Origin of the sequence: Pseudomonas sp., from assembly GCF_051660785.1 — a bacterium.
In the GTDB taxonomy this organism is placed as follows: Bacteria; Pseudomonadota; Gammaproteobacteria; order Pseudomonadales; family Pseudomonadaceae; genus Aquipseudomonas.
Window position 1 is genome coordinate 1 of record NZ_JBOFQE010000051.1, and the last position, 26,891, is coordinate 26,891.

Here is a 26,891-nt window from a genome sequence, read left to right on the forward strand (position 1 = left end):
CGAGGCTTGCCCGCGAAGGCGTCCTGCCATCCGACATCCCTGTTGAATGTTCAGACGTCTTCGCGGGCAAGCCTCGCTCCTACAGAGAACGCGGTGCTTTGGGGTGGATCAGCTGCTTTGCGGCATTTCACCCTTGGCCAGACGCTTGTTGATGTCGGCGATCACTTCCGGCAAGTCAGTGATGGTGTCGATCATGTAGTGCGGGCGAGAACCTTCGAACATCCCGTGAATGCGTTTGCGTTCACTGTCGAGTTGGTCGCTGCCGAGGGCGCGGAAGCCTTCGTAATCCAGCCCCAGCGCGTTGCCGGAGCAGATCAGCGCGACGGTCCACATGCCGGCGCGGCGACCTTCGAGAATGCCTGGCACGGTGTCATCGATCTTCACGCAAGCGGCGACGTCGTCGATGCCCAGCGCAATCACGTTGGCCAGGGCCTGAGCCGGCCATGGGCGGCCGTTCGGCACTTCGTCGGTGGCGACCACGTGATCGGCGACGTAACCGTTGGTGGCGGCCAGTTCGACCACCTTGTCCATGACCTGTTTCGGGTAACCGGAGCAGGAGCCGATCTTGATCCCTTGTTGACGCAGGTTGGCGATGGTGTCGAGTGCGCCCGGAATCAGCGCCGAATGTTCGGCAATTTTCTCGATCTGCAGCGGCATGAAACGCTTGTAGATGGCGGTCACGTCATCGTCGGTCGGCGTGCGGCCAAACACGGCACGATAACGCTCGGCGACTTCCGGTTGATCGCACAGGGTGCGGATATGGTCCCACTTGCCCATGCCCATCGGCCCGCGGGCTTCTTCGATGGAGACCTGGACGTCGAACTCGGCGAAGGCCTCGACAAAAATCTGCGTCGGCGCGAACGAGCCGAAGTCGACCACGGTGCCGGCCCAGTCGAGGATGGCGGCCTGGAGTTTGGTTGGGTTTGCGTAGTTCATGGTGATCAAATTCCTGTAATGGCTGGCTAATCGGCTTTTTGTAGGAGCGAGCCTGCTCGCGATAGCGGACTGTCATTCAACATCGATGTCGGCTGATCGGGCCTCATCGCGAGCAGGCTCGCTCCCACAGGGGGAATGCGGTGTGATTCAGATTTCGAGGACTTCCATCTCGCGCAGCACTTCGGCGACCGCCGCCACGGCCGCGTGCATCTCGGCCTGGTTGACGTGTCCGATGCAGCCGACGCGGAAGGTGTCGACCTGGGTCAGTTTGCCGGGGTAGAGGATGAAACCCTTGGCCTTGACGCGTTCGTAGAATTCCTTGAACTGGTATCGCGGATCCTTCGGCGCGTGGAAGGTGACGATGATCGGCGCCTGGATCGCGGCGGGCAGGAAACTGCGCAAACCCAGTTTGGCCATGTCATCGAGCAGCACCTGGCAATTGTTGGCGTAGCGCTGATGGCGCGCCGGCAAACCGCCTTCTTCGTTGTATTGCAGCAGGGCTTCGTGCAGCGCCGCAACCACGTGGGTCGGCGGGGTGAAGCGCCATTGGCCGGTCTTGGCCATGTAGGTGTGCTGGTCGTACAAATCCATCGCCAGGGAGTGCGAGTTGCCGGCCGCGATGGCCAGCGCGTCTTTGCGAGCGAAGACAAAACCCATGCCCGGCACGCCTTCCAGGCATTTGCCCGAGGCGGCGATCAGCGCATCGAAGGGCACCTGTTGTGCGTCGACCGGCAGGGCACCGAAAGAGCTCATGGCGTCGATGATCAGGCGTTTGCCGTGTTGCGCGATGACGTGGGCAATCTCCGGCAGCGGGTTGAGGATGCCGGTGCTGGTTTCGCAGTGAATCAGCGCGACATGAGTGATGCTCGCGTCGGCATGCAGCAGGCGGTCGACGTCGGCGGCGGTGGTCGGTTCGTCTTCAGCAGTTTCAAAGGTACTGAACGGGCGGCCGAGCACTTCGCAGATCTTCGCCAGGCGTTTGCCGTAGGCGCCGTTGATCAGCACCAGCACTTTGCCGTCGCGGGGCACCAGGGTGCCGATCGCCGCTTCGACGGCGAAGGTGCCGCTGCCTTGGAGGGGCACGCAGTAGTGGCTGTCGCCGCCGTTGATGATTGCCAGCAATTGCTCGCACAGGCTGGCGGTCAGTTGATTGAAGCGGTCATCCCATGAACCCCAGTCGACCATCATCGCCTGACGGGTGCGGGCCGATGTGGTCAGTGGGCCGGGGGTGAGCAGGATTGGCTCGGCAGTGCTCATTGTTGTGTCCTCTCGAAAGCTCTCTGTGGGATGAAGCTACGGGGCATAAATTGCAATTTCGGGTGCTATCAATCAAATTGTTTGTTGTTATGCCAGCCATCAGTGAGAGTTATCCATGAACCTGTTCCAGCTTCGAGCCTTTGACGCCGTGGCCCGTGAAGGCAGCTTCACCCGCGCAGCCGAGCGTCTGTTCATCAGCCAGCCGGCGGTCACCGGGCACATCAAGTCTCTGGAGGAGCATTACCAGATCACCTTGCTGCGCCGCACCGCGCGACGGGTTGAGCTGACGGAGGAGGGCACCAAACTGGCCGCGATCACCCGGGCGATGTTCGGCCTGGCCGAAGAAGCGCAGGTGCTGCTGGAAGCGAATCGACAGTTGCTGACCGGGCGCCTGGAAGTGGCGGCGGACGGGCCGCACATGGTGATGCCGATGCTCGCCAGTTTGCGCGCGCGGTATCCGGGGATCACCGTGAATCTGCGCTTGGGCAATGCTCAGGAAACCCTGGCGGCGTTGCTGTCCGAGCATGCCGACGTGGCGGTGCTGACTGAAGTCGAGCCGCGCAAAGGCCTGCACCTGCGAGCGTTGAGCGAATCACGGATTTGCGCGTTGGTGCCTGAAAGTCATCCCTGGGCGAAGGCGTCCAAGGGCGTGAAGCTCAAGGAGCTGGATCAGGTGATCATGGTGTTGCGTGAACCGAGTTCAATTACCCGACGGACTTTCGATGAGGCGTGCGCGATGGCGTCGGTCAATCCCAGGGTGTTGCTGGAGCTCGACAGCCGTGAGGCGGTGACCGAAGCGGTGGCGGCGGAGTTGGGCGTTGGGGTGGTGTCGTCGGTGGAGATCAGCCACGACCCGCGGGTGGCGGCGGTGCCGATTGTGGGTGAAGGGTTGGTTAACCGGCACATGATCGGGTGCATGGAACGGCGGCGGGATTTGCGTTTGATTCGGGCGTTTTTTGAGTTGGCGCCCGTCAGGTAGGCTGCGGCGCGGCCATCGCGAGCAGGCTCGCTCCCACATTTGACCGAGTCGTTTGGAGGAACGCGGTCATTGTGGGAGCGAGCCTGCTCGCGATTGGGCCAGAAAGGCCTAAACAAGACTCTCGCGAACCATGTCGAGAAACGTCGCCACCACCCGCCGCGAACTCTGCTCGCGCAAGCACACCAGCGTCTCCGTCAATCGCCGTGTGCAATCGGTTATCGGCAACGCACATACCCGCGAATCCGCGCCAAACTCGGCGGCGGACACCACGCCCACGCCGATGCCCACGACCACGGCCTCACGCGCCGCTTCCCGACCTTCAACCTGAATCGCCGGGCGAATACGAAACCCGGCCCCGGCCATTTCCTCTTCCAGTGTCTGGCGCGTCACCGAACCGATTTCCCGCAGCACCAGCGGCGTGTCGTGCAGATCCGCCAGGCAAATCGATTCGCGATCTGCCCACGGGTGATTGCGCGACACGAAGGCCACCATCGGGTCATTGCGCAGCGGCAGCGAGATCAGCCGCTCATCACTCACCTCGCGGCCGAGCAATGCCAGGTCGGCCTGATAGTTGAACAGGCGAAACAGCGATTCGTCGGTGTTGCCGGTTTCGATCTTCACGCTGATGCCGGGGTAGCGTTCACAGAACCGGGCAATCTGCGGCAGCACGTGCACCGGCGCATCCACCGCGAGAATCAGGGTGCCGGTCTGCAAGGCCCGGGAGTCGTGCAAGAGCTCCTGGGCCTCGGCCTCGATGACGAACAGCCGCTGGGTAATGCTCAACAAACGCTCGCCCAGATCCGTCAGGCGCACCGAGCGTTTGTTGCGGTGAAACAGCAACACCCCGAAGCGCTCTTCGAGCTTTCGCACCTGATCGGAAATCGCTGGTTGCGTGAGAAAAAGCCGCTCGGCGGCTTTGGTGAAGCTTCCGTGAACGGCCACGGCGTGGAAGGCTTTGAGCTGGGCGTGGGAAACCGACATCGAAACCTCCAGTAACAAGCTGAGCTTATATTGGAAATACGATAAATCGATTTCACTTATTAATCAGTAATTGTTTTTATCGGCCTCAGCCCCGGTGACTGGTCAGTCGAACAGCGTCGGTGGCCATGAGCCTGTGCGTGCAGTTGCAGGCCTCATCTGACCGGTATCGCCTCAGGGAAGCAGCGGTATCGAAGTGCTCAACAATAAAAAAACAGGCGTTATTTCCCAATTTCTGCCGGCACACTCACACCCTGAGGTCAGAACCACAATGAACAATTCCATCGGCACCATCAAGCGCTGGCGCGTGCAGATCTTCGCGATCACCTGGCTCGCCTACGCCGCTTTCTACTTCACCCGCAAAGCGTTTTCCGTAGCGAAACTGGGGATCGGCGAAGACCCGACCTTCATGCTCGACAAAATGGCCATGGCCAACCTCGACGCCATCTACTTGACCGCCTACGCCTTCGGTCAATTCACCTGGGGCATCCTCGCCGATCGCTTCGGCCCACGTGTCGTGGTGCTCGGCGGGCTGCTGATTTCGGCGGCCGCTGCCCTGGTGATGGGCAGTTTCGCGACGTTGCCGATCTTCGCCACCTGCATGCTGATTCAGGGCCTGGCGCAGTCCACCGGATGGTCGGGGCTGTGCAAGAACATCGGCAGCTTTTTCCCCGCCGAGCAGCGCGGAAGGGTGCTGGGGCTGTGGAGTTCGTGCTACGCCTTTGGCGGACTGGTGGCCTCGCCGTTTGCGGGCTGGTGGGCGTATACGCTCATCGGCAGCTGGCACGCGGCGTTCATTTCCAGTGCGGCGGTGGTTGGGCTGGTCGCCGTGCTGTTTTTCATTTTTCAACGCAATAAACCGCAAGACGTGGGCTTGCCGGCGGTGGAGCCCGAGCCGGAGCTGACCGCCGAAGAAGCGCACGCTCAAAGCAAAATCAGTGTCTTGGAACCCCTGAAGGAAATCCTGCGCAACCGCACGGTGCTGATTCTCGGGCTCGCGTATTTCCTGTTGAAACCGGCGCGCTACGCGATTCTGCTGTGGGGCCCGGTGATTGTTTTCGAGCAGATGCCGGCGGTGGGCAAGGTCGGTGCGGCGATTATCCCGACGGCGTTCGAGCTGGCCGGGTTGCTCGGGCCGATCCTGCTCGGGCTGGCTTCGGACAAACTGTTCGGCGCCCGACGCATGCCGGCCTGTGTGCTCAGCCTGTTGGCCCTGACCGTGGCCCTTGCGCTGTTCATGGGGGCGCTGCACACCGGCAGTGTGACGTTAGTGGTGGCGCTGTTGTTCGTCATGGGCCTGACCCTCTACGGACCGGACTCGATGATCAGTGGCGCCGCCGCCATCGACTTCGGCACGGCCAAGGCCGGCGCAACGTCGGCGGGCTTCGTCAACGGTTGCGGCTCGGTCGGGGCGATTCTCGGCGGCTTGCTGCCAGGCTACTTCGACTCGGTCACCGTGTTCATTATCTTCTCCGGCTGCGCTTTGTTCTCTGCGCTGGTGCTGATCCCTTACTGGAACAGTCGCCCGGCCAGTCTGCGCGCCGACAATGCGTTCGTGCCAAACCGGCCGATGAGCGTCAAACCCCTGCGTACCTGAGGAAATACCGATGAGACCTTTCTGGCTGGAACAGGCGCTGGAGGCCGAGTCCTGCGCGCCGTGCGAACCGTTGGCTCGCAACACCCGCGCCGACGTGTGCATCGTCGGCGGTGGCTACACCGGCTTATGGACCGTAATCATGCTCAAGGAGCAGAACCCCGAGCTGGATGTGCTGCTGATCGAAGCGGACATCTGCGGGGCCGGCGCCAGTGGGCGAAACGGTGGCTGTGCGCTGTCCTGGTCGGCCAAGTATTTCACGCTGGAAAGGTTGTTCGGTGTCGAGGAAGCGGTGCGACTGGTCAAGGAATCGGAGCGCAGTATTTACGCGATCGGGACCTTCTGCGAACAGTATGGCGTGGAGGCCGATTACCGCTTCGATGGCACGCTTTACACCGCCACCAACCGCGCGCAATGCGGCTCGACCGATGCGGTGATTGCGGCGCTGGAACGCAACGGCATCAATTCTTTCACGCAACGGCCGGTCGCCGATGTGCAACGCATGGCCGGTTCCAGCAAGCATCTCGAAGGCTGGTTTTCGCCGGCCGCCGCGAGTGTACAGCCGGGCAAACTGGTGCGCGGTTTGCGCCGGGTTGCCTTGCAACTGGGCGTGAGGATTCATGAAAACACGGCGATGACCGGCCTGGAGGAGGGCCGGCCTGCGGGGATTCAAACCCCCAACGGCATCATTCGCGCCGACTGGGTTGTGTTGGCCATGAACGCCTGGATGGCCCGCGCGTTTCCACAGTTCGAGCGCAGCGTGGCGATCGTTTCCAGCGACATGCTGATCACCGAGCCCCGGCCCGACCTGCTCAATGAAATTGGTTTGACCAGCGGCGTCACGGTGCTCGATTCGCGGATTTTCGTGCACTACTACCACAACACCCCGGACGGTCGGATCATGCTCGGCAAGGGTGGTAACACCTTTGCCTACGGCGGGCGAATGTTGCCGGTGTTCGATCAACCGTCACCCTGTGCCGGTTTGTTGAAACACAGCCTGAACGAGTTCTTCCCGGCGTTTGCCGAGGTCAAGATCGACGCGACCTGGAACGGCCCTTCGGACCGTTCGGTGACCGGTTTGCCGTTCTTCGGCCAGATGAGTGCCAGCGGTAACGTGTTTTACGGTTTCGGCTATTCCGGCAGCGGTGTCGGCCCGTGCCACATGGGCGGGCAGATCCTCGCCTCGATGGTGCAGGGGCTGGACAATGCCTGGACCCGTTCGCCGCTGGTGAATGGACCGTTAGGCTTCTTTCCGCCGGAACCGATTCGTTACCTTGGCTCGCTGATGGTGCGCAACGCCATCCGCCGCAAGGAGCGCGCCGAGGATCACGGGCGCCGGCCGCGGCATCTGGATGTGCGTCTGGCGAAGTTTGCGGCGGCAGCGGGCAAGGCTGACAAAGGCTGATCAGTCCTGACGGTTGACCAGCCAATCGAGCAGCAGACGGCCATCGCCGCGTGGCGGTCGGCCGAGTCGAGGCGCTGGCGGGTTGCTCGAAGCAACACACAGCACCGGGCGATCCGGGTCGCTGTCGAGAAAACTGATCAGCACGTCGGTGCCGGCGAGCGGCAGCCAGGACGGATCGACCCGCCCGTCCGGCGAGGCAAGGGCCAAGGGTAGCCAGAGGCCGGAGGATTGACCGTCATTGGTCTGCGCGGTGGGCCACAACCGCACCTCTATCCGCCCTTGTGCATCCAGCACCGCCGGCAGCCCGACCGGGCCCAGCACTCGCGCCGCCTGATAGCCGGGAATGCTCGGCCTGGCCTGCGTGAGCGCGGGCCGGAACACTGTGGACCATGGAATGGCGCTGAACTGATTGCTGTAACGGCGGGGCATGTCGAAGGTGTCCTCGGCGAGAATCGACGGCTGTTGGCCCTGATGCCGGATCTCGGTCAGCAGCCACTGGTCGTTGAAGTTCGGGATGGGATGTTCCGACACTTGCACGATGCATCCACTGCGCAAATCACGATTATTGCTTTGCCCCTGTACCTGCCGATGCCGGCAGCGCAGGCGCTCGAGTGAACGACGACTCGATTGCTCACGTTCCAGTTGTTGTGGCGCAGGCGATGCGGTGAGTGGAGGCGCGGCGTGACGCTGGAACAATTCACAGATCACCGGCGCGTTGGGGCGATGGGGTGATTCATCGTAAAAGGGCATCAGCAGCGGCTCCTGGGGGAAACTCAGGCTGTCATCCGCCAGCACCAGCACGTGGCCGTTGTGCTGATGTTCGAAGTGATAGTGGATGCCTTCCTCTTCGCAGAGCCGTTGCAGGAACGCCAGGTCGGTCTCATCAAACTGAATGCAAAACGGTCGCATGGGATAGCGCCCGTTCGGCAGTTCAAAGCGGTAGCTGTCTTCAGGGATCGCATTTTCTGCGAGCAACTGGCGCAGGATGGCGGGCACGCCGAGTTGATGAAAGACCCGACGGCAAGGGTGGTGGTCAAGGTGTAGCAGCCAGGGCACCAATACCAGGTGGTAACCGACCCGATGCGGGCCACGATACTCACGACTGGCGCTGTGCAAGAGGCCATGAATGCCGGTGTCGTCCCCCAGGCTCAGAAACGCTGGTTGCTGCAGCAACTGGTCGAGGTTCATGGCCGGTGCCAGACCGATCACTTCGATCTCGAAACGATAGGGCTGGTTGAGACTTTCCCGGCCACTGAACTGCAGCACTTGCAAACTCAATCCACTGTCCAGGAGGGTCAGGGTGTAGGGACTTTCCTTGTCGTTGTGCATCGAACGCGCTTCTGCCATGGGATATGGGCGCAGAGGGTACGAAACCACAGCCCTTTATAGTCACCGCAAATCGACGTTTCAGAATCGCCCTACAAGCAGCGGTGAATATGTCGATTCGTCATGCCAGTGAACCGGGTGGAATTTTTGGTCGATTGCCAACTTTAGGCCGTATAAACTTGGCGCCATGCGTCGGCCAATAGATGTCTCGGCGCCACAGATCAAGAGAGTGAGTAATGGGCGCACAGTGGAAGGTTAAACACAAAGAAGCGGCATCTAACGCCAAGGGCAAGATCTTCGGCAAACTGGTGAAAGAAATCACCATTGCTGCGCGCAACGGCGCCGATACTGCCACCAACGCACACCTGCGCCTGGTGGTCGAGCAGGCCAAGAAAGCCTCGATGCCCAAGGAAACCCTGGATCGCGCGATCAAGAAAGGCGCGGGCCTGTTGGGCGAAACCGTGCAATACCATCGCGTGACCTACGAAGGCTTCGCTCCGCACCAGGTGCCGCTGATCGTTGAATGCGTGACCGACAACATCAACCGTACCGTTGCTGAAATCCGCGTGGCCTTCCGCAAGGGCCAACTGGGCGCTTCCGGTTCGGTGGCGTGGGACTTCAACCATGTGGGCATGATCGAGGCGTCCCCGGACAGCCCTGACGCCGATCCGGAAATGGCCGCGATCGAAGCCGGAGCCCAGGATTTCGAGCCCGGAGAAGAAGAGGGCACGACCCTGTTCCTGACCGAACCTGCGGACCTGGACGCCGTTCAGAAAGCGCTGCCTGAGCAGGGTTTTACCGTGTTGTCGGCCAAGTTGGGTTACCAGCCGAAAAACCCGGTGACCGGTTTGAGCGACGAGCAGATGGCTGAAGTCGAGGCGTTCCTGGAAGGCCTCGATAACCATGATGATGTGCAGGATATGTTTGTTGGTTTGGCCGGTTAAGCATTCCAGCATTGACGGCTTTGTTGTCTGACAGGCCGCCATCGCGAGCAGGCTCGCTCCCACATTTTGATCGAGTTCTGTCAGAAAGAGCTCGGTCTCCTGTGGGAGCGAGCCTGCTCGCGATTGACCGCGCAGCGGTCACTGGATATCAAGTAATCCCAAAATCTCACTAAACCCCGGCCGCGCCAGTACATCCGGCTGACAGCAACGCCGTTGCAATTCCTCCAGCTGCAAGCGCTTTTCGTCACTCAACCCCGAATCAATCCGCACCAGCAGTTCCCCCAGCAACACCCCGAACGCCCGCACTTCGATCCGTTGCAGCGCCTGGCTTTCAAGGCTGTCGGACGTCGCATGGAAAGACGCCGCACCGAAGTCCCCCAACAGGCACTCACCGTGTTCGTTCCACATGATGTTGTGGCCATAAAGATCGCCGTGAGTAATGCCTTGGCGGTGCAAATGCTCGGCCACCGAGGCGATACCGCGGGCGATGCGCAGCGCGACTGCAGCACTGAACCGGGTGTCATCGGCATAAACGTCACGGGTGCAGGACGTCAGGCTCGGCAACCCGGCGAGGTTGCGATAATCCGGATCGATCAGTTGCATCACCAGCCCGGCCTGCTGCTCGGGATGCCCGACGATCCGGCCTTCGACCCGGATCAGATTAGGATGAATGCCGGCGGTGATGCAGGCGTTCATTTCGTGCAGCGGTGAACCATCGCTGGTCATTTCGCCCTTGTACAGTTTGACCGCGACCGGTGTGGCCGGTTGGTCCGCTCGTTCCCACATCGCCCGATAAATTACCCCCGAAGCGCCTTCGCCCAGTTTGTGCTCAAGGCGCAGCTCGGACCACGCAATGCTCGCCGTGGCATCCATGGCCGCCGTATCGGCTTCGGTTTCCAGCGGGTTGCCGGCGTAGGCCAGCCAGGTCAGGCTCGGCAGGGTCAGCAGCCACTCGGGCAGCTCGGTCAGTTGATTGGCGGCGATGCGGATCAGTTCGAGTCGATGGCAATGACGCAGGCTGTCGGGCAGGCGCTGCAAGCAATTGCCGGCGAGCATGAGTTTTTGCAGGTGTGGGCGTTGACCCAATTCGGCGGGCAGTTCACGCAGGCGGTTATCAGTCAGGATCAACCAGCGCAACAGCGGCGGCAGTGCTGCGGCGGGGACCTTCTCGATGGCATTGGCCTTGAAGCCGATCATCGTCAGCGCGGTGCATTGGCCGAGGCACGCGGGCAGTTCGGTGAACTGGTTGTCCGAGCAAAACAGCACGCGCAAACGGGTCAGGCGGTACAGGTCATCCGGCAGGCTGCTCAAGGCGTTGCCGCTGAGGTTGAGCACTTCCAGCGAGTCCGCCAGGTCGAAGATTTCTCGCGGGAACTCGGTCAGGCCGCAGGCCAGGTCCAGACGGGTGATGCCTGTCAGTTGACCGGCGCGCAGTTGGGCGAGTGTATCCATGGGGCGGGTTCGCTTTTGATCGAGGGGGAGGCGCGGGGGCCGGAAATGGGCGACATGATAGCGGCAAAGGTGTGTCGCCTGTGAGGCCGCCATCGCGAGCAGGCACGCTCCTACCGTTGACCGAGTTACCCGGGCGGGCACGAACTAATGTGGGAGCGAGCCTGCTCGCGATGAGGCCTGTGCTGCAACACAAAAACTACGGCTCCCTGACTTCCACCAACTGCCCTAACCGACTGCGGGTACGCGCAAAGTCAATCGCATCGCCACCCAGGCTTTCACGCAACGACTGCTCGCCGAGCAACGTCAGGTGCTTGTCCTGATCGTACAAAACGTCGATCAGATTGATGAAACGCTGCTGCGCCGCCATTGAGCACTCTGCCAGGTCGGGCAGCCCGTCGATGATCCAGTGATCGAAACGCCGGCACAGCTCCAGGTAATCCATGACGGCAGTGGGGTGTTCGCACAGATCGCCAAAGGTGAATCCTATTGTGCGCTCTTCACAGCGTCGCGCTTGAAGGTGCCGTGCGCCGACCGGCAGTTGCAGCGCCGGGGCGCCACGTTCCGGCAGGTTCAACGCCTGACGTTGCGCCACGGTGCCGGGCCAGACGTACCGTCCCTGGGTAAACACCTGATGCGCGTGTGTTCTCATCTGGCTGCGGTAGTCATGGGGGCCGCCGACTTCCATGACCTGCATGCGCGCATGGATCAAGTCGATCACCGGTTTGAAACGCGCGTGATAAAGCGGGTTGGGCAATAAACCTTCCGGCGGATAATTGGAAGTCACCAGCAACAGGATGCCCCGTTGGAACAACGCCTTGAACAGCCGCGAGATGAGCATTGCATCGCCGATGTCGTGGACGTGGAACTCGTCGAAACACAACACGCGGCAGTCGCTCAGCAACTCATTGAGGGTGACGGCCAGCGCATCGGGCTGATCACGGTGAGTGAACATGCCCTGGTGCAGCCGGGCAAAGAACTGATGGAAGTGCAGGCGCTGTTTTTCCGCGATCGGGATGGCCTGGAAAAACCCGTCGAGCAACCAGCTCTTGCCGCGACCGACCGCACCATGCAAGTAAAGGCCAGGACGGGTTTTTGCCGATGTGCCCGTCAGCGCCGAGGCGTGCTGCGCCATGCAGTCGATCACGCGCTGCTGGCTGTGACTGAGGGTGTAGCCCTGGGCGTGAGCGTGGTGACGGAAGTAATCGTGGATCATTCGACCAGACGCGCTGGCTGACGCTGCCGAAGCCTTGCCGAACAAGCGGCGAAGCGTCGGCCAGCGCGGTGTGAGTCGCGAGCGGTTGGGCGGTCGAACGGCCACTGTGGTGTCACCCCGTAATCGTCAGGCAGGCTGCCCGAACTGCGGCGGCATAGTGTAACCAAAGGCTGGATTTGCCTTCCAGCACTGCCGACCAACGACGGCCATATCTCAACAGAATTCTGCGGGTTGTAGAGCTTTTTAGTCTGTTATATCGGTGTTTTTCAGCCAGAACACGGTAAAAAACGCCACTTTCAGAGGGGGAGTGACGATCATCGGCTGGCAAAATTCGGGTCCATTGCTACCCTGATGTCTAGAAGCCACCCCACACAAGGAATGGGGCCGTGAAAGGAATTATGGTAGTGGCAATTACAGGAGTAGCGCTCAGCGCGCAAGTGTTCGCCGCCGAACTTCAGGTCCACGTGCGCATCGATGTGCAGCGTGGTTGCCAGGTGGTCGGGCAGCGACACCGCGCAGGAATCGAGCAACTGGGGGTGCTCGACTTCGGCAGCACCGCGCGGCTGGATGACCCGGCCGGACCGCTGGGCGCAGCGCTGATGAGTGAGCGACTGCCACGGCTCGAATGCAACCCCGACACCCCTTATCAATTACGCGTCGACGGCGGCCTGCACGGTGGCGTCGGTGACGTGCGCTACATGGCGGGTTCCGCCGGCAGCAAGCCCATCCCTTATCGGCTCTACCAGGACCCCGCACGGTTGATCCCGTTGGCGGTGAATGTCCCGGTGAGTGGTCGAGTACCGGATTCAGGTTCAGTGGATTTGCCCTTGTTTGCCCGTATCGAACGGCTGGCGGAGATTCCCCGTGTCAGCCGCTATTCAGACGTGGTGAAAGTGACGGTCACCTGGTAACGAGGAGTGGGGTTGGCGCCATGACACACAGGCACTGGATGTTTATCGCCGCGAGCTTGGCGGTTCTGCTGGCCGACGACGCGCAAGCCGCGGTCAGCGGGCAGATTCATGCGCGCCTGACCATTACCTCCGGTTGTGAAGTCACCAACGGTGCCGACGCTGGCAGTCCGGCAAGTGATTTCGGCACGCTGGATTTCGGCCAGCAAGGCCCGACCTGGAATCGTCCGATCAATGCCAGCCTGGGCGACGGCGGTAACGGCAGGCTGAACGTCGTCTGCAACCCTTCGGTCACCGGATTCACCGTCACCATCGATGGCGGCACCCATGGCGACGGCCTGACTCGACGCCTGAGCAATGGCAGCCAGACGATCCCTTATCAGTTGTTCCTCGATGCAGCCGGGAACCGGCGCTACAGCATCGGCCAACAACACAATTTCGCCGTCACCAGCGGGGCCCGGATACCGATTCCGGTATTTGGCTCGGTGGTGGCGAATACCCGTGCGTTACCGAGCGGGGTCTATACCGACACCCTGACAGTGACGCTGGATTGGTAACCCGAAGAGGACGGACACCATGCACATGCTTGTATCAAGGATAGGTTTGTCATTGCTCGGCCTGGCGCTGGCGTCCGGCGCCCATGCCGCCACCACGGTCACCGGCCAGATCACCTCCAGCCTGATCCTGACCAACAGTTGTCAGGTCAACGGCGCCGGTGGTTCCAGTGGCCTGAACTTCGGGGCATTGAATTTCGGCACCGAAAACAGCCTGTTCACCACCGCCAATGCGCAAGTGCTGGGCGGCGGTGGCGGGGCATTGTCGATTCTGTGTTCCAGCGGCACCACGCCGGCGGTGAAAGTCCGGGCGGGTGCCCATGACGGCCTGTCTACCGGCGGCACCCGAGCCCTGGCAGACGGCAGTGGCAACTACGTGCCGTATGACCTGTACACCGACTCTGGCCATTCGCAGATTCTGGCCATCGACGGGGTGATCAACCTCGCGACCAGCACCGGTGTGGCGCAGACCGTGAACCTCTACGGTAAGGCCGTGGGCAAGGCCGGGCTGCCGGCCGGCACCTACACCGACACCGTTGCCGTCGAACTGACGTTCTAGATCGATGGCCGAAAAACAACGTTATGCGGCGCTGTTCCTGTTGTGTGCAGGGAGCTTGCCGATGCCGCTGGCGGCGGTGACCAGCCAGAGTTTTCAGGTCAGCGCCACGATTACCGCCGGGTGCCTGGTGGTGGGCGGCGTATCGAATTACGGCAGCCTCGACTTTGGCAGCCAGTCAGCCCTGGCGACCGGCACGGTGCAGGTGGCGTTGAGCGCCGGCGTGCAGTTGCAATGCACACCGGGGGTGACGATGAACATGAGTGTCGACGGCGGCCAGTACAACAGCAGCGGGCGACATATGCAGCTCACGACCGGTAGTAATCGGGTGGCATACCAGCTGTTTCGCGATGCGGCGTTCAGCCAGAGCCTGGGGATTGGCCAGCGTGTCGCCGTGGCCTACGCCGATGCCAATAACATCAGCCTGCCGATTTATGGACGGGTGCAATTACCGGGCAATCAGCCTGGGGGGACGTACAGCGATGTGCTGCAGGTGCAGCTGTCGTGGTAATGCGTCGCTTTGAATAAGGAGCAGGCCTATGAGTTCACCTTCGCAGCGGCATTCGATCATGCGTTGTGCGGTGTTGGCGATGGTGTGGCTGGGGGCGGTCAAGGTGCAGGCCGCCAGTTCGGTGCTGATCTGGCCGATCGACCCGGTGCTGGAGGCCGATCAACAGGCCAGTGCCCTGTGGCTGGAAAACCGTGGCAATGAGACCGCCAACCTGCAGATCCGGGTGTTCGCCTGGAGCCAGAGCGGCTTCAACGATCAGTATCAGAATCAGCGCGATGTAATCGGCAGTCCGCCCGTGGCGAAGATTGAACCCGGCCAGAAACAACTGGTGCGCCTGACCCGCACCCGGGAGATTCCACCGGGGCAGGAACTGGCTTACCGCATCATCATCGATGAAATCCCCTCGGCTAAAACCCCCGCATCCGAAGACGGCAAGACCGCTGCGGCGATTCGTTTTCAGATGCGTTATTCGGTGCCGTTGTTCGCCTATGGTGCCGGGCTCTGGAGCAAGGAAGACACCACCCGCCAACGTGATCCAAAAGGTGTCGGCTTGCCGGATCTGAGCTGGCGCACGGTGTCGGTGGAGGGGCGGCCCTATGTCGAAGTGCGCAATCAGGGCGCGGTGCATGCGCGGCTGACCGACGTCGCGCTTAAGCAAGGCAGCCAGACCCAACCGCTGGTGGAAGGCCTGTTGGGTTACGTGCTGCCCGGCGCAATCATGCGCTGGCCGGCACCGGGACCGATGGCCGCCAGTCCGGCGTTGCAGGTGCGAGTCAATGGCGCGCCGCAGGTACAGAGCATCACCCCGGCACGTTAATCACGATCCCTGTAGCCGCTAAATCCCCTCGCCACAGTTCGGCAGCTGCTACAGGGATTGTGTGAGTGGTGACATGGAGGAATCAGTCCATAGACGGACCTAATGCGCGAATGAGCCAAGGCCTGGCTCGCAGTTTCCAGCGGCCGTTGTGGGCAGCGGGCTGCGCGTACTGGCTGGTGTTCGCCCCTCAAGCCGGGGCCGGTGATCTGCCGCCCCCGCCCAGTAGCATGGAGGCTGTGGCCGATGCACAGTTGTTTCTGGAATTGGTGGTCAATCAGATGAATACCGGACGAGTCGTGGCGGTGGAGCAGCGGGGCGGACGCTTCTTTCTTGCGGCCAGCGCGATGCGCGACACCGGGATCAAGCTGCCCGAAAACACCGGCACCGAAGTCGACCTCGACAGCGTCCCGGGCCTGCACAGCGAGTACGACAGTGGCGCTCAACGCCTGCTGCTGGAAGTGCCGCCGGACTGGCTGCCGGAGCAGTTCGTCGGCAACCGCCAAGCCTATCCGCGAACCCCGGCCTTGAGCAGTTTCGGTGCCTTGCTCAACTACGACCTGTACCTCAACGACACCGATGACGCCGGTACTTACCTTGCGGCGTGGAACGAAGTGCGGCTGTTCGACAGCTGGGGCACGCTGTCCAGCACCGGGCAGTACCGCCGCACATTGTCGGGGAGTGCGGTCAGCACACTGAACAACGGTTACCTGCGCTACGACACCACCTGGCGTTACTCCGATGACGAGCGATTGCTGACCTATGAGGCCGGCGACCTGGTCAGTGGTGCGTTGGCCTGGAGCAGTTCGGTGCGCCTGGGCGGGGTGCAAGTGTCCCGCGACTTCGGCGTGCGCCCGGACCTGGTGACCTATCCCTTGCCGCAGTTTGCCGGGGAAGCGGCCGTGCCGTCTTCGGTGGACCTGTTCATCAACGGCTACAAATCCAGCAGCGCCGAGCTGCAACCCGGGCCCTACACACTGACCAACATCCCGTTCATCAACGGCGCCGGTGAAGCGGTCGTGGTGACGACGGATGCGCTGGGTCGACAGGTCTCGACCACGGTGCCGTTCTACGTCACCAGCAGCTTGCTGCAAAAAGGCTTGAGCGATTTTTCCGTGGCGGCGGGCACCTTGCGCCGGGACTACGGCATCCGCGATTTCAGCTACGGACCCGGTGTCACGTCCGGCAGCTTGCGTTACGGCTTGAGCGATAACCTCACCTTGGAAAGCCATGCCGAAGCCTCGGATTCCCTGAGCCTCGGTGGCGTGGGCGGCAACCTGCGACTGGGCAATTTCGGGGTGCTCAATACCGCGCTCAGCCAAAGCCGTTTCGACGGCGAAAGCGGTCAGCAACTGAGCCTCGGCTATCAGTACAGCAGTCAGCGCTACAGCATCTCCTGGCAACGATTGCAACGTCGCGATCAGTACGCCGACCTGACCGTGGTCGACAGTCCTTACACCACCCTGAGCACTCGCAGCGAACAGGCGACCCTGAGCCTCAACCTCGACACCTGGGGCAGCCTCGGCGTCGGTTATTTCGACGTGCGTGCGGCGGACGATTCGCGCACCCGGCTGCTGAACCTGACCTGGAGCAAACCCTTGTGGCGCAACAGCAGTTTCTACCTGTCAGCCAACCGCGAAATTGGCGACAGCAACTGGGCGGTGCAGGCGCAACTGGTGATCCCTTTCGATCTGCGCGGCAGCCTGGCCATCAGCAGCGAACGCAGCAAGACCGGGCAAAACCAGCAGCGGGTCAACTACAGCCGCGCGGTACCCACCGAAGGCGGGGTGGGCTTCAACCTCGGTTACGCCCATGGCGACGGCCCGGATTATCGTCAGGCCGACCTGACCTGGCGCCTGCAATCGGTGCAGTTGCAGGCGGGTGTCTATGGCAACAGCGACGCCGAAACCCGTTGGGCCGATGCCAGTGGCTCGCTGGTCTGGATGGACCGTCAAGTCTTCGCGGCCAACCGCATTGACGATGCTTTTGTGGTGGTCAGCACCGAGGGTTACGCGGGCATTCCCGTACGCTACGAAAACCAGCAGGTCGGTCAGACGGATCGCAACGGCCACCTGCTGGTGCCTTGGAGCAGCGCCTATTACCGTGGCAAATACGAAATCGATCCGCTGAATTTGCCGGCCAATGTACGCAGCCCTAATGTCGAGCAGCGGATCGCGGTACGCCGGGGAAGCGGTTATTTGCTGGAGTTTCCATTAACCAAGGTGATCGCGGCGAGCATCGTGCTGGTGGATGCGCAGCAACAGGAATTGCCCTTGGGCAGCAACGTTGTGCACGAGCAGAGCGGCACACAAACCGTGGTCGGCTGGGACGGTCTGGTGTACCTCGAAAACCTGCAAAAGCAAAACAGCGTGCGGGTGACCCTGGCGGATGGAAAGACCTGTCAGGTGCAGTTCGCCGTGGACTTGAATCAGGAGCAGATTCCGCTGATCGGTCCGTTGGTGTGCCAATGAAATGGCTGATGTTGTTGGCGCTGTGGCTGCCGGGGTGCGCCTGGGCGCTGTGCTCCGTGGTCAGCACCACGGCGGCGGGGTTTGGTTCCCAGAGTTCGATTGCGGTGCGCACCACGGCGCAAACCAGTTCCACCCCCAATGCGGGGTTGAGTTGCACCGGCTCACTGCTGTCATTACTGACCAACAATGACCACTTCTACGCCACCGTTTCGTCGACTCAATCCGGCTTGCTCGGGCCCACCGGGGACGTGATCGGCTATACGTTGTACGCCGACAACAGCACCAGCTATCCGATCAATCGCGCCGTGGCCTTCGATTTTGCCCGCAATGGCATCATCGATGCTCTCGGCCTGCTGGGCAGCGTGATACCGAAAACCGCGCCGGTTTATTTACGAACGACCATTGGCAGCAACGTGGCGGCGGGCGTCTACAGCGAGACCCTGAGTATTTTCTGGAACTGGAATTATTGCGCTGGCATCGGTGCCGGCAGCATCTGCCTGGGGCGTGACATCGGCAGTGGCACCGCGACGTTAACCGTCAACCTGACGGTGGCCAACGACTGCACCATCACCGCGCCGAACATCAGTTTCGGCAGTGCGCCGGTGGTCAGCGCCTTCACCGCTGTCACCGGCCAGACCATCAACCTGGCCTGCACCAAGGGCAGCGCTTACACCGTGGGGTTGGACGACGGCCAGCATGCGGCTGGGGTCGGCGGGCGTCGGCGGATGATCTCCGGGGCCAGTTACCTGGCCTACGACATTTTCAAAAGTGCCGGCACCACTCGCTGGGGCAGTGTAGGCAGCGCGCGGCGGGCCAGTTCCGATGCGGAGGTGAATCCTGGCAATGGCCTGGGGACGGGCAGCCAGGTGTTTAACTACAACGCAAAAATCTACACCGACCAGACCACACCACCGGCCGGGACCTATCTGGACAGTGTGATCCTTGATGTCGGGTTTTGAGCGATGGGCCCATACCTGTGGCGAGGGAGCTTGCTCCCGCTGGGCTGCGAAGCAGCCCCAAAACCATTCACCACGGTTCATCTGAAACACCGAGGTGAATGGTTTGGCGACTGCTTCGCAGTCGAGCGGGAGCAAGCTCCCTCGCCACAGGGTTGTGGTGTTCGGCAGATTTTGGTGGGTCAGTGACTACCGCTCGATACTGCGATTCCACCGCGCATTCCACGCCGGGCGCTGTTCGTTGACCTGATCCCAGTCAATGGCAATCGCGGTGGTCAGGTACTGCTTCATCGCCTCGACCTGTCCGCGGGTCTTGTCGGTGGTCGGCGTGTTCGGGTTGGACGGGATCTGGTCGCCATCTTCCAGCGCAGCGGCCTGGGCTTCAGGCGTCAGCAAAAACGCCGCGAGTTTCTGCGCCAGTTCCGGCTGGGTGTTGTTGGCAATGGCGCACTCGGCCACGTTGAGCACCACGGAGCCTTCCTTGGGCTGCGCATATTCGACCGGCATGCCTTTGAGTTTCAGCGCGGTGACCTGGGTCGGGGTCAACGGGAACAGCGCCGCTTCATCGGTCTGGAGCATTTCGGAAATTTTCGCCGAGCTCGGAATGTACTCCAGCACGTTGCGCCCGACGGTGTTCGGCCAGGCCTTGAAACCCGGCTCGACGTCAGTTTCGCTGCCGCCCTGAATCCGGTTGAACATCAGGAAACCGTGCAGGCCGAAGGTCGAGGAGGCCATCGACTGGAACACCAGTTTGTCCTTGAAGCGCGGGTCGGCCATGTCCATCCACGAGGTCGGTGGGGCCCAGCCTTTCTCCTTGAACAGCCGCGTGTTGTACGCCAGCCCGGTCACGCCAAGGCTGACCGCCACCGCTTGATCCTTGATGCGGCCCTTGGCCGGAATCTGCGCCAGCGGTGCGCTGTCTTCGAGTTTGTCGCACAAGCCCATGGCGATGGCGCGGTACATGATGCCGTCGTCGAGGAACATCACGTGCATCTGCGGGTTGCCTTTGCTGGCCTGGACCTTGGCCAGGATATCGGCGGAAGTCCCCGGCACGATCACCACTTTGACGTTGTTGGCTTTCTCGAACACCGGCAGCACCTTGTCGGCGTAGAGCCGTTCCATGGTCCCGCCGTTCATGCCGAGATAAAGCGTGGGTTCGGCCTGTGCCTGGGTGACCGTGAGCAGCGCGGTCAGGCAGGAGAAACCGAGCAGTGCAGTGCGTTTGACGTTATTCATTGGCGCGACCTTCCTCTATCAAGCAACGGAGATGGAGTGAAACCGGGTGATGGAAAACGCATCCAGCGACGTCTTGGAGGCGCCGCTGCAGATGATCTCGGTGAGCGCCTGGCCCACCGCCGGGCCGATCTGGAAACCCGCGCCGGCAAAGCCGAATGCGTGCAACAGACCGGGCTGGGTGCTGCTGTGACCGATCACCGGTTGGCGATCAGGCAGATAACCTTCGGTGCCGCTCCAGGTCCGAATGGCCTGGGCGCCTTCAAGAAACGGGTAGAGTTCAACGGCCTGGCGCAGGATCTCGATCACCGCGTGTTGGCCGGGACGGGCGCGCGCATCGTCGAGGGCGAAACCCTGGCCGCCGCCCAACACACAATTGCCGCGCGCAACCTGACGCGCATAAATACCGCCACCCTCGACGCCGGTGCTGGCGTTCATCACCAGCGGCAACGGCTCGGTCACCAGCATCGCCGGATGGCCCGCGTGCATGGGCACCGCTTCGCCAAATTGCGCGGCCAGGTTTCCGGCCCAGGCCCCGGCGCAGTTCAGCAGCCAGGGCGCGTGCAACTCGAGGCCGGTTTGAGTGCTGATACGAAAGCGCTGACCGTCGTGTTCCACTGCGGTCACCGCACATTGTTCATGGACCTGCGCGCCGTGCCGACGGGCCGTTTGAGCGAAGGCGGGGGACACCAGACGCGGGTTGGCGTGGCCGTCGTCCGGGCAAAACGACGCGCCCGCCGCGACGTCGCCGACCCACGGAAAACGCGCGCGCAATTCGCGGCGGTCGAGCACCTGCAAATCGAGGCCGAAGCCCTGGCTGCTGACGGCATAGTGCTGCAAGGCGTGCAGATCGCTGAGGCTGCGGGCCAGTTTCAAATGACCGCTGCGTTGATACTCGCCGTCGATGCCGATCAGTTGCGGCAGCTGTCCCCAGATCTCGTGGGCCCGTTGCGATAACGGCAATTGCGACAGTGGACGGCCCTGACGCCGCACGCCGCCGTAATTCACACCGCTGGAATGCGAGCCGCAAAAGTCGCGCTCCAGCAGCGCAACGCGCCGTCCGGCCTTGCTCAGAAACAGTGCGGCCGAGGCTCCGACAATGCCGCCGCCAATAATCACTGCATCGACTTCGATCATGGCTCGACCTCCAGGCCAAACGGCAGCGGTTTGATCGGCGACTGCGCCCGCAATCGACCGATTTCCGATACCGGGCGCCGGCTTTCGCAGGCGATGATTTCCGCCGCGGCGGCGCCGCACATCCGGCCCTGACAGCGGCCCATGCCAATGCGGCAGTGCGCCTTGACCCGATTGATTTCCCAGTGACCTTCACGCACCACCTGGCGGATCTCGCCAGCGCGCACTTCTTCGCAGCGGCAGACGATCACGTCATCGGCGGTTCCGCTGGCCCAGTGCTCGGGAAAGGCGAAGGCGCGCTCCAGTCCTTTGCGGAATTCACCGATGCGTTGCAGCGAGTGTTCGAGGTTGTCAGAGCGTTGCGGCGGGATCAGGTAACCGATGTCTTCGAGCAACGCCAAAGCCGCGCGTTCACCGGCCATTTCAGCGGCGTCGGCGCCCATGATGCCGGCGCCGTCACCGGCCAGATACACCTCGGCGACACTGCTGCGACCGGTGTGGTCGCGCTGTGGCAGCCAGGCGCGGTTGAGTGGGTTCCAGGCGAATTCACAGCCGAGCAAATCGGCGAGTTGGGTTTCACTGCGCAGGCCATGGGCGAAGGCCACGGCGTCGCAATCGATCTGCTGTTCATCTTTTGCGTTGGACCAGTTCAGCGAGTGCACACGTTGTTCGCCATTGATACGTTTCAGGCTTGCGCCTTGATGCACCGGGATGCCGTGGGCGGTCAGCCAGCTGCGGTAATAGATGCCTTTGGCCAGCGTGGACGGTTGCGACAGCAGGCCGGGCAGGGCGCGGGCCTGAGCGCTGAAGGGCGAGCTGTCGAGCACCGCCACCACCTTCGCGCCGGCCTTGGCGTATTGATACGCCACCAGGTACAGCAACGGGCCGCTGCCGGCGAACACCACGCGCTCACCGATGGCGCAGCCCTGGAATTTGAGCGCGATCTGCGCCGCGCCGAGGCTGTAGACGCCCGGTAACGTCCATCCCGACACCGGAAGGATTCGGTCGGTGGCACCCGTGGCGACGATCACGCGGGAGAATTCCAGTCGCGCGGCACGGCCCTGATGCAAGGTGTCCAGCGCACTGTCTTCAGCATTCCAGACCAGCGTTTCGGGACGGTAATCGAGGTGTTCGCGCAGCGCGTCGATGGTCTCATGCAGCGCACTGGCCTTACCCGCTTCGAAGCCATACAGCTTGACCGCCGAGCGCTTGAAGTTCTCAGGCTGGCGCCGATAAATCTGCCCGCCACCGCGCGCCGCTTCATCCAGCAACACTGGACGAACCCCATGCGCCACCAACGTCTGCGCCGCACGAATCCCGGCTGGACCTGCGCCGATAATGATCACAGACTTCATACCCACTCCATCCATGACCACCGCCGAACCCCTGTGGCAGCGAGCTTGCCCGCGATGGCGGCGACACATTCAACAAATGGGCTGGCAGACAGACCGCTATCGCGAGCAGGCTCGCTCCCACAGGGGATATGGTTGTTGCAGATGGAATGTGTGTTCATAGCGTGCGCCCCGGTTCGCGGCTGATGTGTTGGCCGGCTTCGAGCAGCGTCGAGCAGGCGCGTACGCGGCGACCATCGCCCAGGCGAACCCAACAGTCCTGGCAGGCGCCCATCAGGCAGAAGCCGGCGCGGGGCTCGGCGCTGAAGTCGCTGCCGCGCAGGTGTTCGCTGCAGGTCAGCACCGCGGTCAGCAGCGTGTCACCGAGCAGGCCGGTGGCCGGTTGACCGTCCAGGGTAAAGTTCACAGCCGGGCGGTCGCCTTCGGCCAATCGTTTCAACAGTGCCATGGCGCCCTCATTGTTTACCCACCAGCACCCGATCCAGGCCATACACCCGATCGAGCAGAATCATCGTCAGCGCGGTCAGCCCGATCACCAGTGCCGACACCGCTGCCATCATCGGGTCGATGGATTCGGTGGCGTAGACGTACATGCGCACCGGCAGGGTTTGAGTGGCCGGCGAGGTGACGAAAATCGACAACGTGACCTCGTCAAAACTGTTGATGAACGCCAGCAACCAGCCACCGGCGACCCCCGGCAAAATCATCGGCAAAGTGATTTCCCGGAACAGCGTGAAGCGCCCGGCACCGAGTGATTGCGCCGCGTGTTCGGCGCTGCGATCCAGGCCAATGGCCGAGGCCAACACCAACCGCAGCACATACGGGGTAATCACCAAGACATGGGCGAAGATCAGCCAGGCGAAGCTGCCGTTGACGCCCATCAGCGCAAACAACCGCAACAGCGCCACACCCAGCACCAAGTGCGGAATGATGATCGGCGACAGGAACAGGCCGTTGAGAAAGTCCCGTCCGGGGAACTCGAAACGGGTGATTGCCAGCGCCGCCGGCACCGCAATCAGCGTCGCGATACTGGCCGCGCAGAACGCCAGAATCAGGCTGTTGTAGAACGCATCGACAAAGTCGGCACGCTCGAACACCGCGCGGAACCAGCGCAGGGAAAACTCCGTGGTCGGCAGGCTCAGGGTGTTTTCCGGGGTGAAGGCCACGAGGCACACCACCACCAGCGGCGCGAGCATGAACAGCACCACCAGGGCGTGGAACAGCAGGGCGAAAGGACCGTTCTTGGACATGACGAGTTATCCCAATGACTTCTTGTAGCGGCCTTCGATCATCCGGTTCCACGACAGCATGATCAGCAGGTTGAGCAACAGCAGCGCGACCGCGATGGCCGCGCCCATCGGCCAGTTGAGCTCCGACAGGTATTGGTCATAGATCAGCGTCGCGACCATTTTCAGGCGACGCCCGCCGAGCAGACCGGGAATGGCGAACGAACTGGCGGCGAGGCCGAACACGATCAACGTGCCTGACAGCACACCGGGCATGATCTGCGGCAGCACCACTTGGCGCATCACGGTGAAGTGGCTGGCACCCAGCGACAGCGCGGCCTGTTCAGCGGCGGGGTCGAGTTTCTGCAGCGAGGTCCAGACCGGAATGATCATGAACGGCAGCATCACGTGGACCAGCGCAATCACCACCGCGAACGGCGTGTACAGCAACTTCATCGGCGAGCCGCCGAAGGCTTGCAGGGTCTGGTTGACCAGCCCGTCGGCACCGAGCAGCAGGCTCCAGCCGAAGGCGCGCACCACCACCGAAATCAACAGCGGCGTGAGGATCAGAATCAGGAAAATCGAACGCCATGGCGCGCCCATGCGGCTGAGGATGTAGGCCTCGGGCACGCCGATCACCACGCAGAGCAGGGTGGTCAGGGCGCTGATCCACATCGTGCGCAGGAAGATTTCGTAGAAGTAGGGATCGCCCAGCAAGCTGCTGTAGTGATCGAGGGTAAAGGCGTCGCCGTTGATCCCCGAGCTGTAGTCGAAGACGTTGAACGACAGCACCAGGGTCAGCAGCAGCGGAATGATCAGCAGCCCGAGGTACAACGCCAGGGCCGGTGCCGACAGCCAGTAACCCTGGCGTCCTTGGCGAATGGCAGCAAGCGTACTCATGCCGGCACCTCGTCGACAGTCAGCACCCGCAGCAACGTCGCGTCCCAATCCAGGCCCACCGCCGTGCCTTCGCTCAGCGGTGCTGAACCGTCGTTGCGGCGCACCACGCTGAGTTCGCCCAAGGTCGTCGATACGCCGTACAACCATTGACTGCCGAGGAAGAAGCGGCTGACGATCTTGCCTTGCAGACGGCCCTGGCCTTTGTCCCGCAGATCGATTTTTTCCGGGCGCAAGCTCAGAGTGAGTTCACCGCCACTGCGGACTTGAATGATGCCCGCGTCATCACGTTCACCGGGCAGCAAATTGGCTTTGCCGACGAACCCGGAAATGAACTCGGTGCGCGGGTGTTCGTACAGGGTGTAGGGCGCGTCGATCTGGGTGATGCGCCCGGCCTGCATCACCACCACGCGGTCGCTGATAGACAACGCCTCGGACTGATCGTGGGTGACCATCAGCGTGGTGATCCCGACTTCACGCTGGATGCGGCGGATCTCGAATTGCATCTCTTCGCGCAGGTTGGCGTCGAGGTTGGACAGCGGCTCATCGAGCAGCAGCACCGGCGGCTCGATCACCAGGGCTCGAGCCAGTGCGACACGCTGGCGCTGGCCGCCGGAGAGTTCTCGCGGGTAACGCTCGGCGTGCTGATTCAGACGCACCAGTTTCAGCACCCGATCCACGCGCTGCTGCAACTCGGTGGCGGGCACTTTGCGCATCCGCAAGCCGAAGGCGACGTTGTCCTTGACGGTCATGTGCGGAAACAGCGCGTAACTCTGGAACACCACGCCCAAACCACGGCTGGCGGGTTTGGCGTGGGTGATGTCGCGACCATCGAGCAAGATGCGTCCGCTGCTGACTTCGACAAAGCCGGCGATCATTTGCAGGGTGGTGGTTTTGCCGCAGCCGGAGGGGCCGAGCAGGGACACGAATTCGCCTTTCTCGACCGAGAGGTTGGTGGCGACGACGGCGTCGATTTCGCCGTAACGTTTGCCGAGTCCTTCAAGTTGCACAAAAGCCATAACTGCGCTCCACCTGAGATTGTTATGCGTCGCCCGAAGGCGCGCTTTTTTGTATGGGCAGATACGAAAGTGTTGCGGGGAGCGTTGGCGCTCGACTTCTGTCGGCTGCCGCTGTTGTTCGAATCGCCCCTGTCTGGACGCAGAGTAGGACGAAGACTAGGATGGGCTCAATGGCCTATTTCACTGAAGCGATGACTATTTTTAGTTTCATTCAGTGAGTAAATTTATTGTCGAGAAATCCCATGTCTGATTCCATTGAGCGGAATGAAAACAAAAATGAAGTCGGTGTCGGCGCTGTCTCCAGGCTGTTTGCCGTGCTGCGAAGTCTCGGCGACACGGTTGAAGGCGGTGAGCGTGTGACCCAACTGGCGCAGCGCATCGGTCTGTCGCAACCGACCACGCACCGCTTGCTGCGCAGTCTCATGGACGAAGGCATGGTCGAGCAGGATGCTCGTAGTAAACGCTACCGTTTGAGCCTGGAATTTTTTGCGTTGGCGGCGCGGGCCGGCAACACCGGAAACCTGCGCGAGTTGGTGCGGCCCTCGCTGTTGCGGCTATCGGCTTCGCTGGGGGATTCGTTGTTTTTGCTGGCGCGCAGCGGGTTTGATGCGATCTGCCTGGACCGCAGTGAAGGGCCGTTTCCGATCCGCACCTTTACCGGCGATATCGGTGGGCGGGTGGCGCTGGGGGTAGGGCAGGGCAGTCTGGCGATTCTGGCGTTTCTGCCGGAAGAGGAGCGCGATACGGTGATCCATTACAACTTGCCGCGGTTGAAGGATTTTCACCTCTACGACGAAGTGTTCCTGCGTTCGGAGGTCGAGAATGTGCGTGCGCTGGGGTATGCCGGGCGCAACACTGGCGTGCTGCAAGGCATGGCCGGTGTGGCGGTGCCGATTCTGGATCGGGAAGGACGGGCCGTGGCGGCGTTGAGCGTGGCCACGGTCAGTGATCGCCTGGGCCCGGATCGCTTGCCGACGGTGGTGGAGATGCTCAAACGCGAAGCGGCGGTGATCGGGCCGCGGATCAATCCGTTTGATCCGCTGTTGCGCCGGCCTTCGCAAGTGTTCGGGCAGGGCTGACGGCCACCGACCCCCTGTGGGAGCGAGCCTGCTCGCGATAGCGGTCTATCAGTTAACAAAAATGTTGTCTGACAGGCCGCTATCGCGAGCAGGCTCG

The 26,891-nt window shown here is 62.0% G+C and carries 25 protein-coding genes; 12 read left to right on the forward strand and 13 right to left on the reverse strand.

All coding sequences use genetic code 11. The features are described 5' to 3' along the window. Positions 1–108: 108 nt before the first annotated feature. Positions 109–936 carry a phosphonoacetaldehyde hydrolase gene (gene phnX / locus ACRC4F_RS11965; RefSeq protein WP_438659495.1) on the reverse strand — a complete coding sequence of 276 codons (828 nt, stop codon included), beginning with the start codon at positions 934–936 and terminating at the stop codon, positions 109–111. 147 nt (positions 937–1,083) lie between these two features. Then, positions 1,084–2,193, reverse strand: coding sequence for a 2-aminoethylphosphonate--pyruvate transaminase (locus ACRC4F_RS11970; protein WP_438659496.1), 1,110 nt, complete (start codon positions 2,191–2,193; stop codon positions 1,084–1,086). 115 nt (positions 2,194–2,308) lie between these two features. On the opposite strand from ACRC4F_RS11970, the gene ACRC4F_RS11975 reads away from it, so the two are divergent. Then, entirely contained in the window at positions 2,309–3,172 is an 864-nt protein-coding gene (locus ACRC4F_RS11975; protein WP_438659497.1) for a LysR substrate-binding domain-containing protein, read from the forward strand. A 108-nt stretch (positions 3,173–3,280) separates the two neighbouring features. Here ACRC4F_RS11975 and ACRC4F_RS11980 read toward each other — a convergent pair whose 3' ends face one another. Continuing rightward, positions 3,281–4,153, reverse strand: coding sequence for a LysR family transcriptional regulator (locus ACRC4F_RS11980; RefSeq protein WP_438659498.1), 873 nt, complete (start codon positions 4,151–4,153; stop codon positions 3,281–3,283). A 268-nt stretch (positions 4,154–4,421) separates the two neighbouring features. Between ACRC4F_RS11980 and ACRC4F_RS11985 the strand changes: the two genes are divergently transcribed. Beyond that, positions 4,422–5,747, forward strand: a complete 1,326-nt coding sequence (locus tag ACRC4F_RS11985) for an MFS transporter (RefSeq protein ID WP_438659499.1) — start codon at positions 4,422–4,424, stop codon at positions 5,745–5,747. 4 nt (positions 5,748–5,751) lie between these two features. Then, entirely contained in the window at positions 5,752–7,149 is a 1,398-nt protein-coding gene (locus ACRC4F_RS11990) for an FAD-dependent oxidoreductase (protein WP_438659515.1), read from the forward strand. On the opposite strand, the gene ACRC4F_RS11995 is transcribed toward ACRC4F_RS11990, so the two are convergent. Next, on the reverse strand, positions 7,150–8,478 hold the full coding sequence (locus tag ACRC4F_RS11995) for a type VI secretion system Vgr family protein (RefSeq protein WP_438659500.1): 1,329 nt from the start codon (positions 8,476–8,478) through the stop codon (positions 7,150–7,152). 233 nt (positions 8,479–8,711) lie between these two features. Here ACRC4F_RS11995 and ACRC4F_RS12000 point away from each other — a divergent pair, with 233 nt between their 5' ends. After that, complete coding sequence (locus tag ACRC4F_RS12000) at positions 8,712–9,419, forward strand: YebC/PmpR family DNA-binding transcriptional regulator (RefSeq protein WP_007946909.1); 708 nt, start codon at positions 8,712–8,714, stop codon at positions 9,417–9,419. 138 nt (positions 9,420–9,557) lie between these two features. On the opposite strand, the gene ACRC4F_RS12005 is transcribed toward ACRC4F_RS12000, so the two are convergent. Together ACRC4F_RS12005 and zapE are read right to left on the reverse strand one after the other, a co-directional pair. Next, complete coding sequence (locus tag ACRC4F_RS12005; protein WP_438659501.1) at positions 9,558–10,871, reverse strand: leucine-rich repeat-containing protein kinase family protein; 1,314 nt, start codon at positions 10,869–10,871, stop codon at positions 9,558–9,560. 196 nt (positions 10,872–11,067) lie between these two features. Continuing rightward, complete coding sequence (zapE, locus tag ACRC4F_RS12010; protein ID WP_438659502.1) at positions 11,068–12,189, reverse strand: cell division protein ZapE; 1,122 nt, start codon at positions 12,187–12,189, stop codon at positions 11,068–11,070. Between the two features lie 293 nt (positions 12,190–12,482). Between zapE and ACRC4F_RS12015 the strand changes: the two genes are divergently transcribed. The 7 genes from ACRC4F_RS12015 to ACRC4F_RS12045 all read left to right on the forward strand — a co-directional run bounded on the left by ACRC4F_RS12015 (position 12,483) and on the right by ACRC4F_RS12045 (position 18,857). Beyond that, a complete protein-coding gene (locus tag ACRC4F_RS12015) occupies positions 12,483–12,995 on the forward strand; it encodes a Csu type fimbrial protein (protein WP_438659516.1) in 513 nt (170 codons plus the stop codon). Positions 12,996–13,015: 20 nt separating this feature from the next. Continuing rightward, the gene (locus ACRC4F_RS12020) at positions 13,016–13,549 is read left to right on the forward strand and encodes a Csu type fimbrial protein (protein ID WP_438659503.1); all 534 of its coding nucleotides are present in this window, start codon (positions 13,016–13,018) and stop codon (positions 13,547–13,549) included. Positions 13,550–13,568: 19 nt separating this feature from the next. Continuing rightward, positions 13,569–14,105, forward strand: coding sequence for a Csu type fimbrial protein (locus tag ACRC4F_RS12025; protein WP_438659504.1), 537 nt, complete (start codon positions 13,569–13,571; stop codon positions 14,103–14,105). Positions 14,106–14,109: 4 nt separating this feature from the next. Beyond that, a complete protein-coding gene (locus tag ACRC4F_RS12030; protein ID WP_438659505.1) occupies positions 14,110–14,613 on the forward strand; it encodes a Csu type fimbrial protein in 504 nt (167 codons plus the stop codon). A gap of 28 nt (positions 14,614–14,641) precedes the next feature. Continuing rightward, complete coding sequence (locus ACRC4F_RS12035; RefSeq protein WP_438659506.1) at positions 14,642–15,430, forward strand: fimbrial biogenesis chaperone; 789 nt, start codon at positions 14,642–14,644, stop codon at positions 15,428–15,430. A gap of 110 nt (positions 15,431–15,540) precedes the next feature. Next, the gene (locus tag ACRC4F_RS12040; protein ID WP_438659507.1) at positions 15,541–17,898 is read left to right on the forward strand and encodes a fimbria/pilus outer membrane usher protein; all 2,358 of its coding nucleotides are present in this window, start codon (positions 15,541–15,543) and stop codon (positions 17,896–17,898) included. After that, the gene (locus ACRC4F_RS12045) at positions 17,895–18,857 is read left to right on the forward strand and encodes a Csu type fimbrial protein (RefSeq protein WP_438659508.1); all 963 of its coding nucleotides are present in this window, start codon (positions 17,895–17,897) and stop codon (positions 18,855–18,857) included. The genes ACRC4F_RS12040 and ACRC4F_RS12045 overlap by 4 nt, the downstream gene beginning before the upstream one ends. Positions 18,858–19,043: 186 nt before the next feature. Here the strand turns inward: ACRC4F_RS12045 and ACRC4F_RS12050 are convergent, their stop codons facing one another. The 7 genes from ACRC4F_RS12050 to ACRC4F_RS12080 form a co-directional block, all read right to left on the reverse strand. Further along, positions 19,044–20,090, reverse strand: a complete 1,047-nt coding sequence (locus tag ACRC4F_RS12050; RefSeq protein ID WP_438659509.1) for an ABC transporter substrate-binding protein — start codon at positions 20,088–20,090, stop codon at positions 19,044–19,046. A gap of 18 nt (positions 20,091–20,108) precedes the next feature. Then, positions 20,109–21,224, reverse strand: coding sequence for an NAD(P)/FAD-dependent oxidoreductase (locus tag ACRC4F_RS12055; RefSeq protein ID WP_438659510.1), 1,116 nt, complete (start codon positions 21,222–21,224; stop codon positions 20,109–20,111). Next, a complete protein-coding gene (locus tag ACRC4F_RS12060) occupies positions 21,221–22,576 on the reverse strand; it encodes an FAD-dependent oxidoreductase (protein ID WP_438659511.1) in 1,356 nt (451 codons plus the stop codon). Before ACRC4F_RS12060 ends, ACRC4F_RS12055 begins: the two co-directional genes overlap by 4 nt. A gap of 154 nt (positions 22,577–22,730) precedes the next feature. Next, entirely contained in the window at positions 22,731–23,021 is a 291-nt protein-coding gene (locus tag ACRC4F_RS12065) for a (2Fe-2S)-binding protein (RefSeq protein WP_438659512.1), read from the reverse strand. Between the two features lie 7 nt (positions 23,022–23,028). Next, positions 23,029–23,823, reverse strand: coding sequence for an ABC transporter permease (locus ACRC4F_RS12070; RefSeq protein WP_077749753.1), 795 nt, complete (start codon positions 23,821–23,823; stop codon positions 23,029–23,031). A 6-nt stretch (positions 23,824–23,829) separates the two neighbouring features. Beyond that, entirely contained in the window at positions 23,830–24,699 is an 870-nt protein-coding gene (locus ACRC4F_RS12075; RefSeq protein WP_010458758.1) for an ABC transporter permease, read from the reverse strand. Further along, the gene (locus ACRC4F_RS12080) at positions 24,696–25,715 is read right to left on the reverse strand and encodes an ABC transporter ATP-binding protein (RefSeq protein WP_438659513.1); all 1,020 of its coding nucleotides are present in this window, start codon (positions 25,713–25,715) and stop codon (positions 24,696–24,698) included. Before ACRC4F_RS12080 ends, ACRC4F_RS12075 begins: the two co-directional genes overlap by 4 nt. 242 nt (positions 25,716–25,957) lie before the next feature. On the opposite strand from ACRC4F_RS12080, the gene ACRC4F_RS12085 reads away from it, so the two are divergent. Then, a complete protein-coding gene (locus ACRC4F_RS12085) occupies positions 25,958–26,794 on the forward strand; it encodes an IclR family transcriptional regulator (protein ID WP_438659514.1) in 837 nt (278 codons plus the stop codon). The last annotated feature ends 97 nt before the right edge of the window (positions 26,795–26,891 follow it).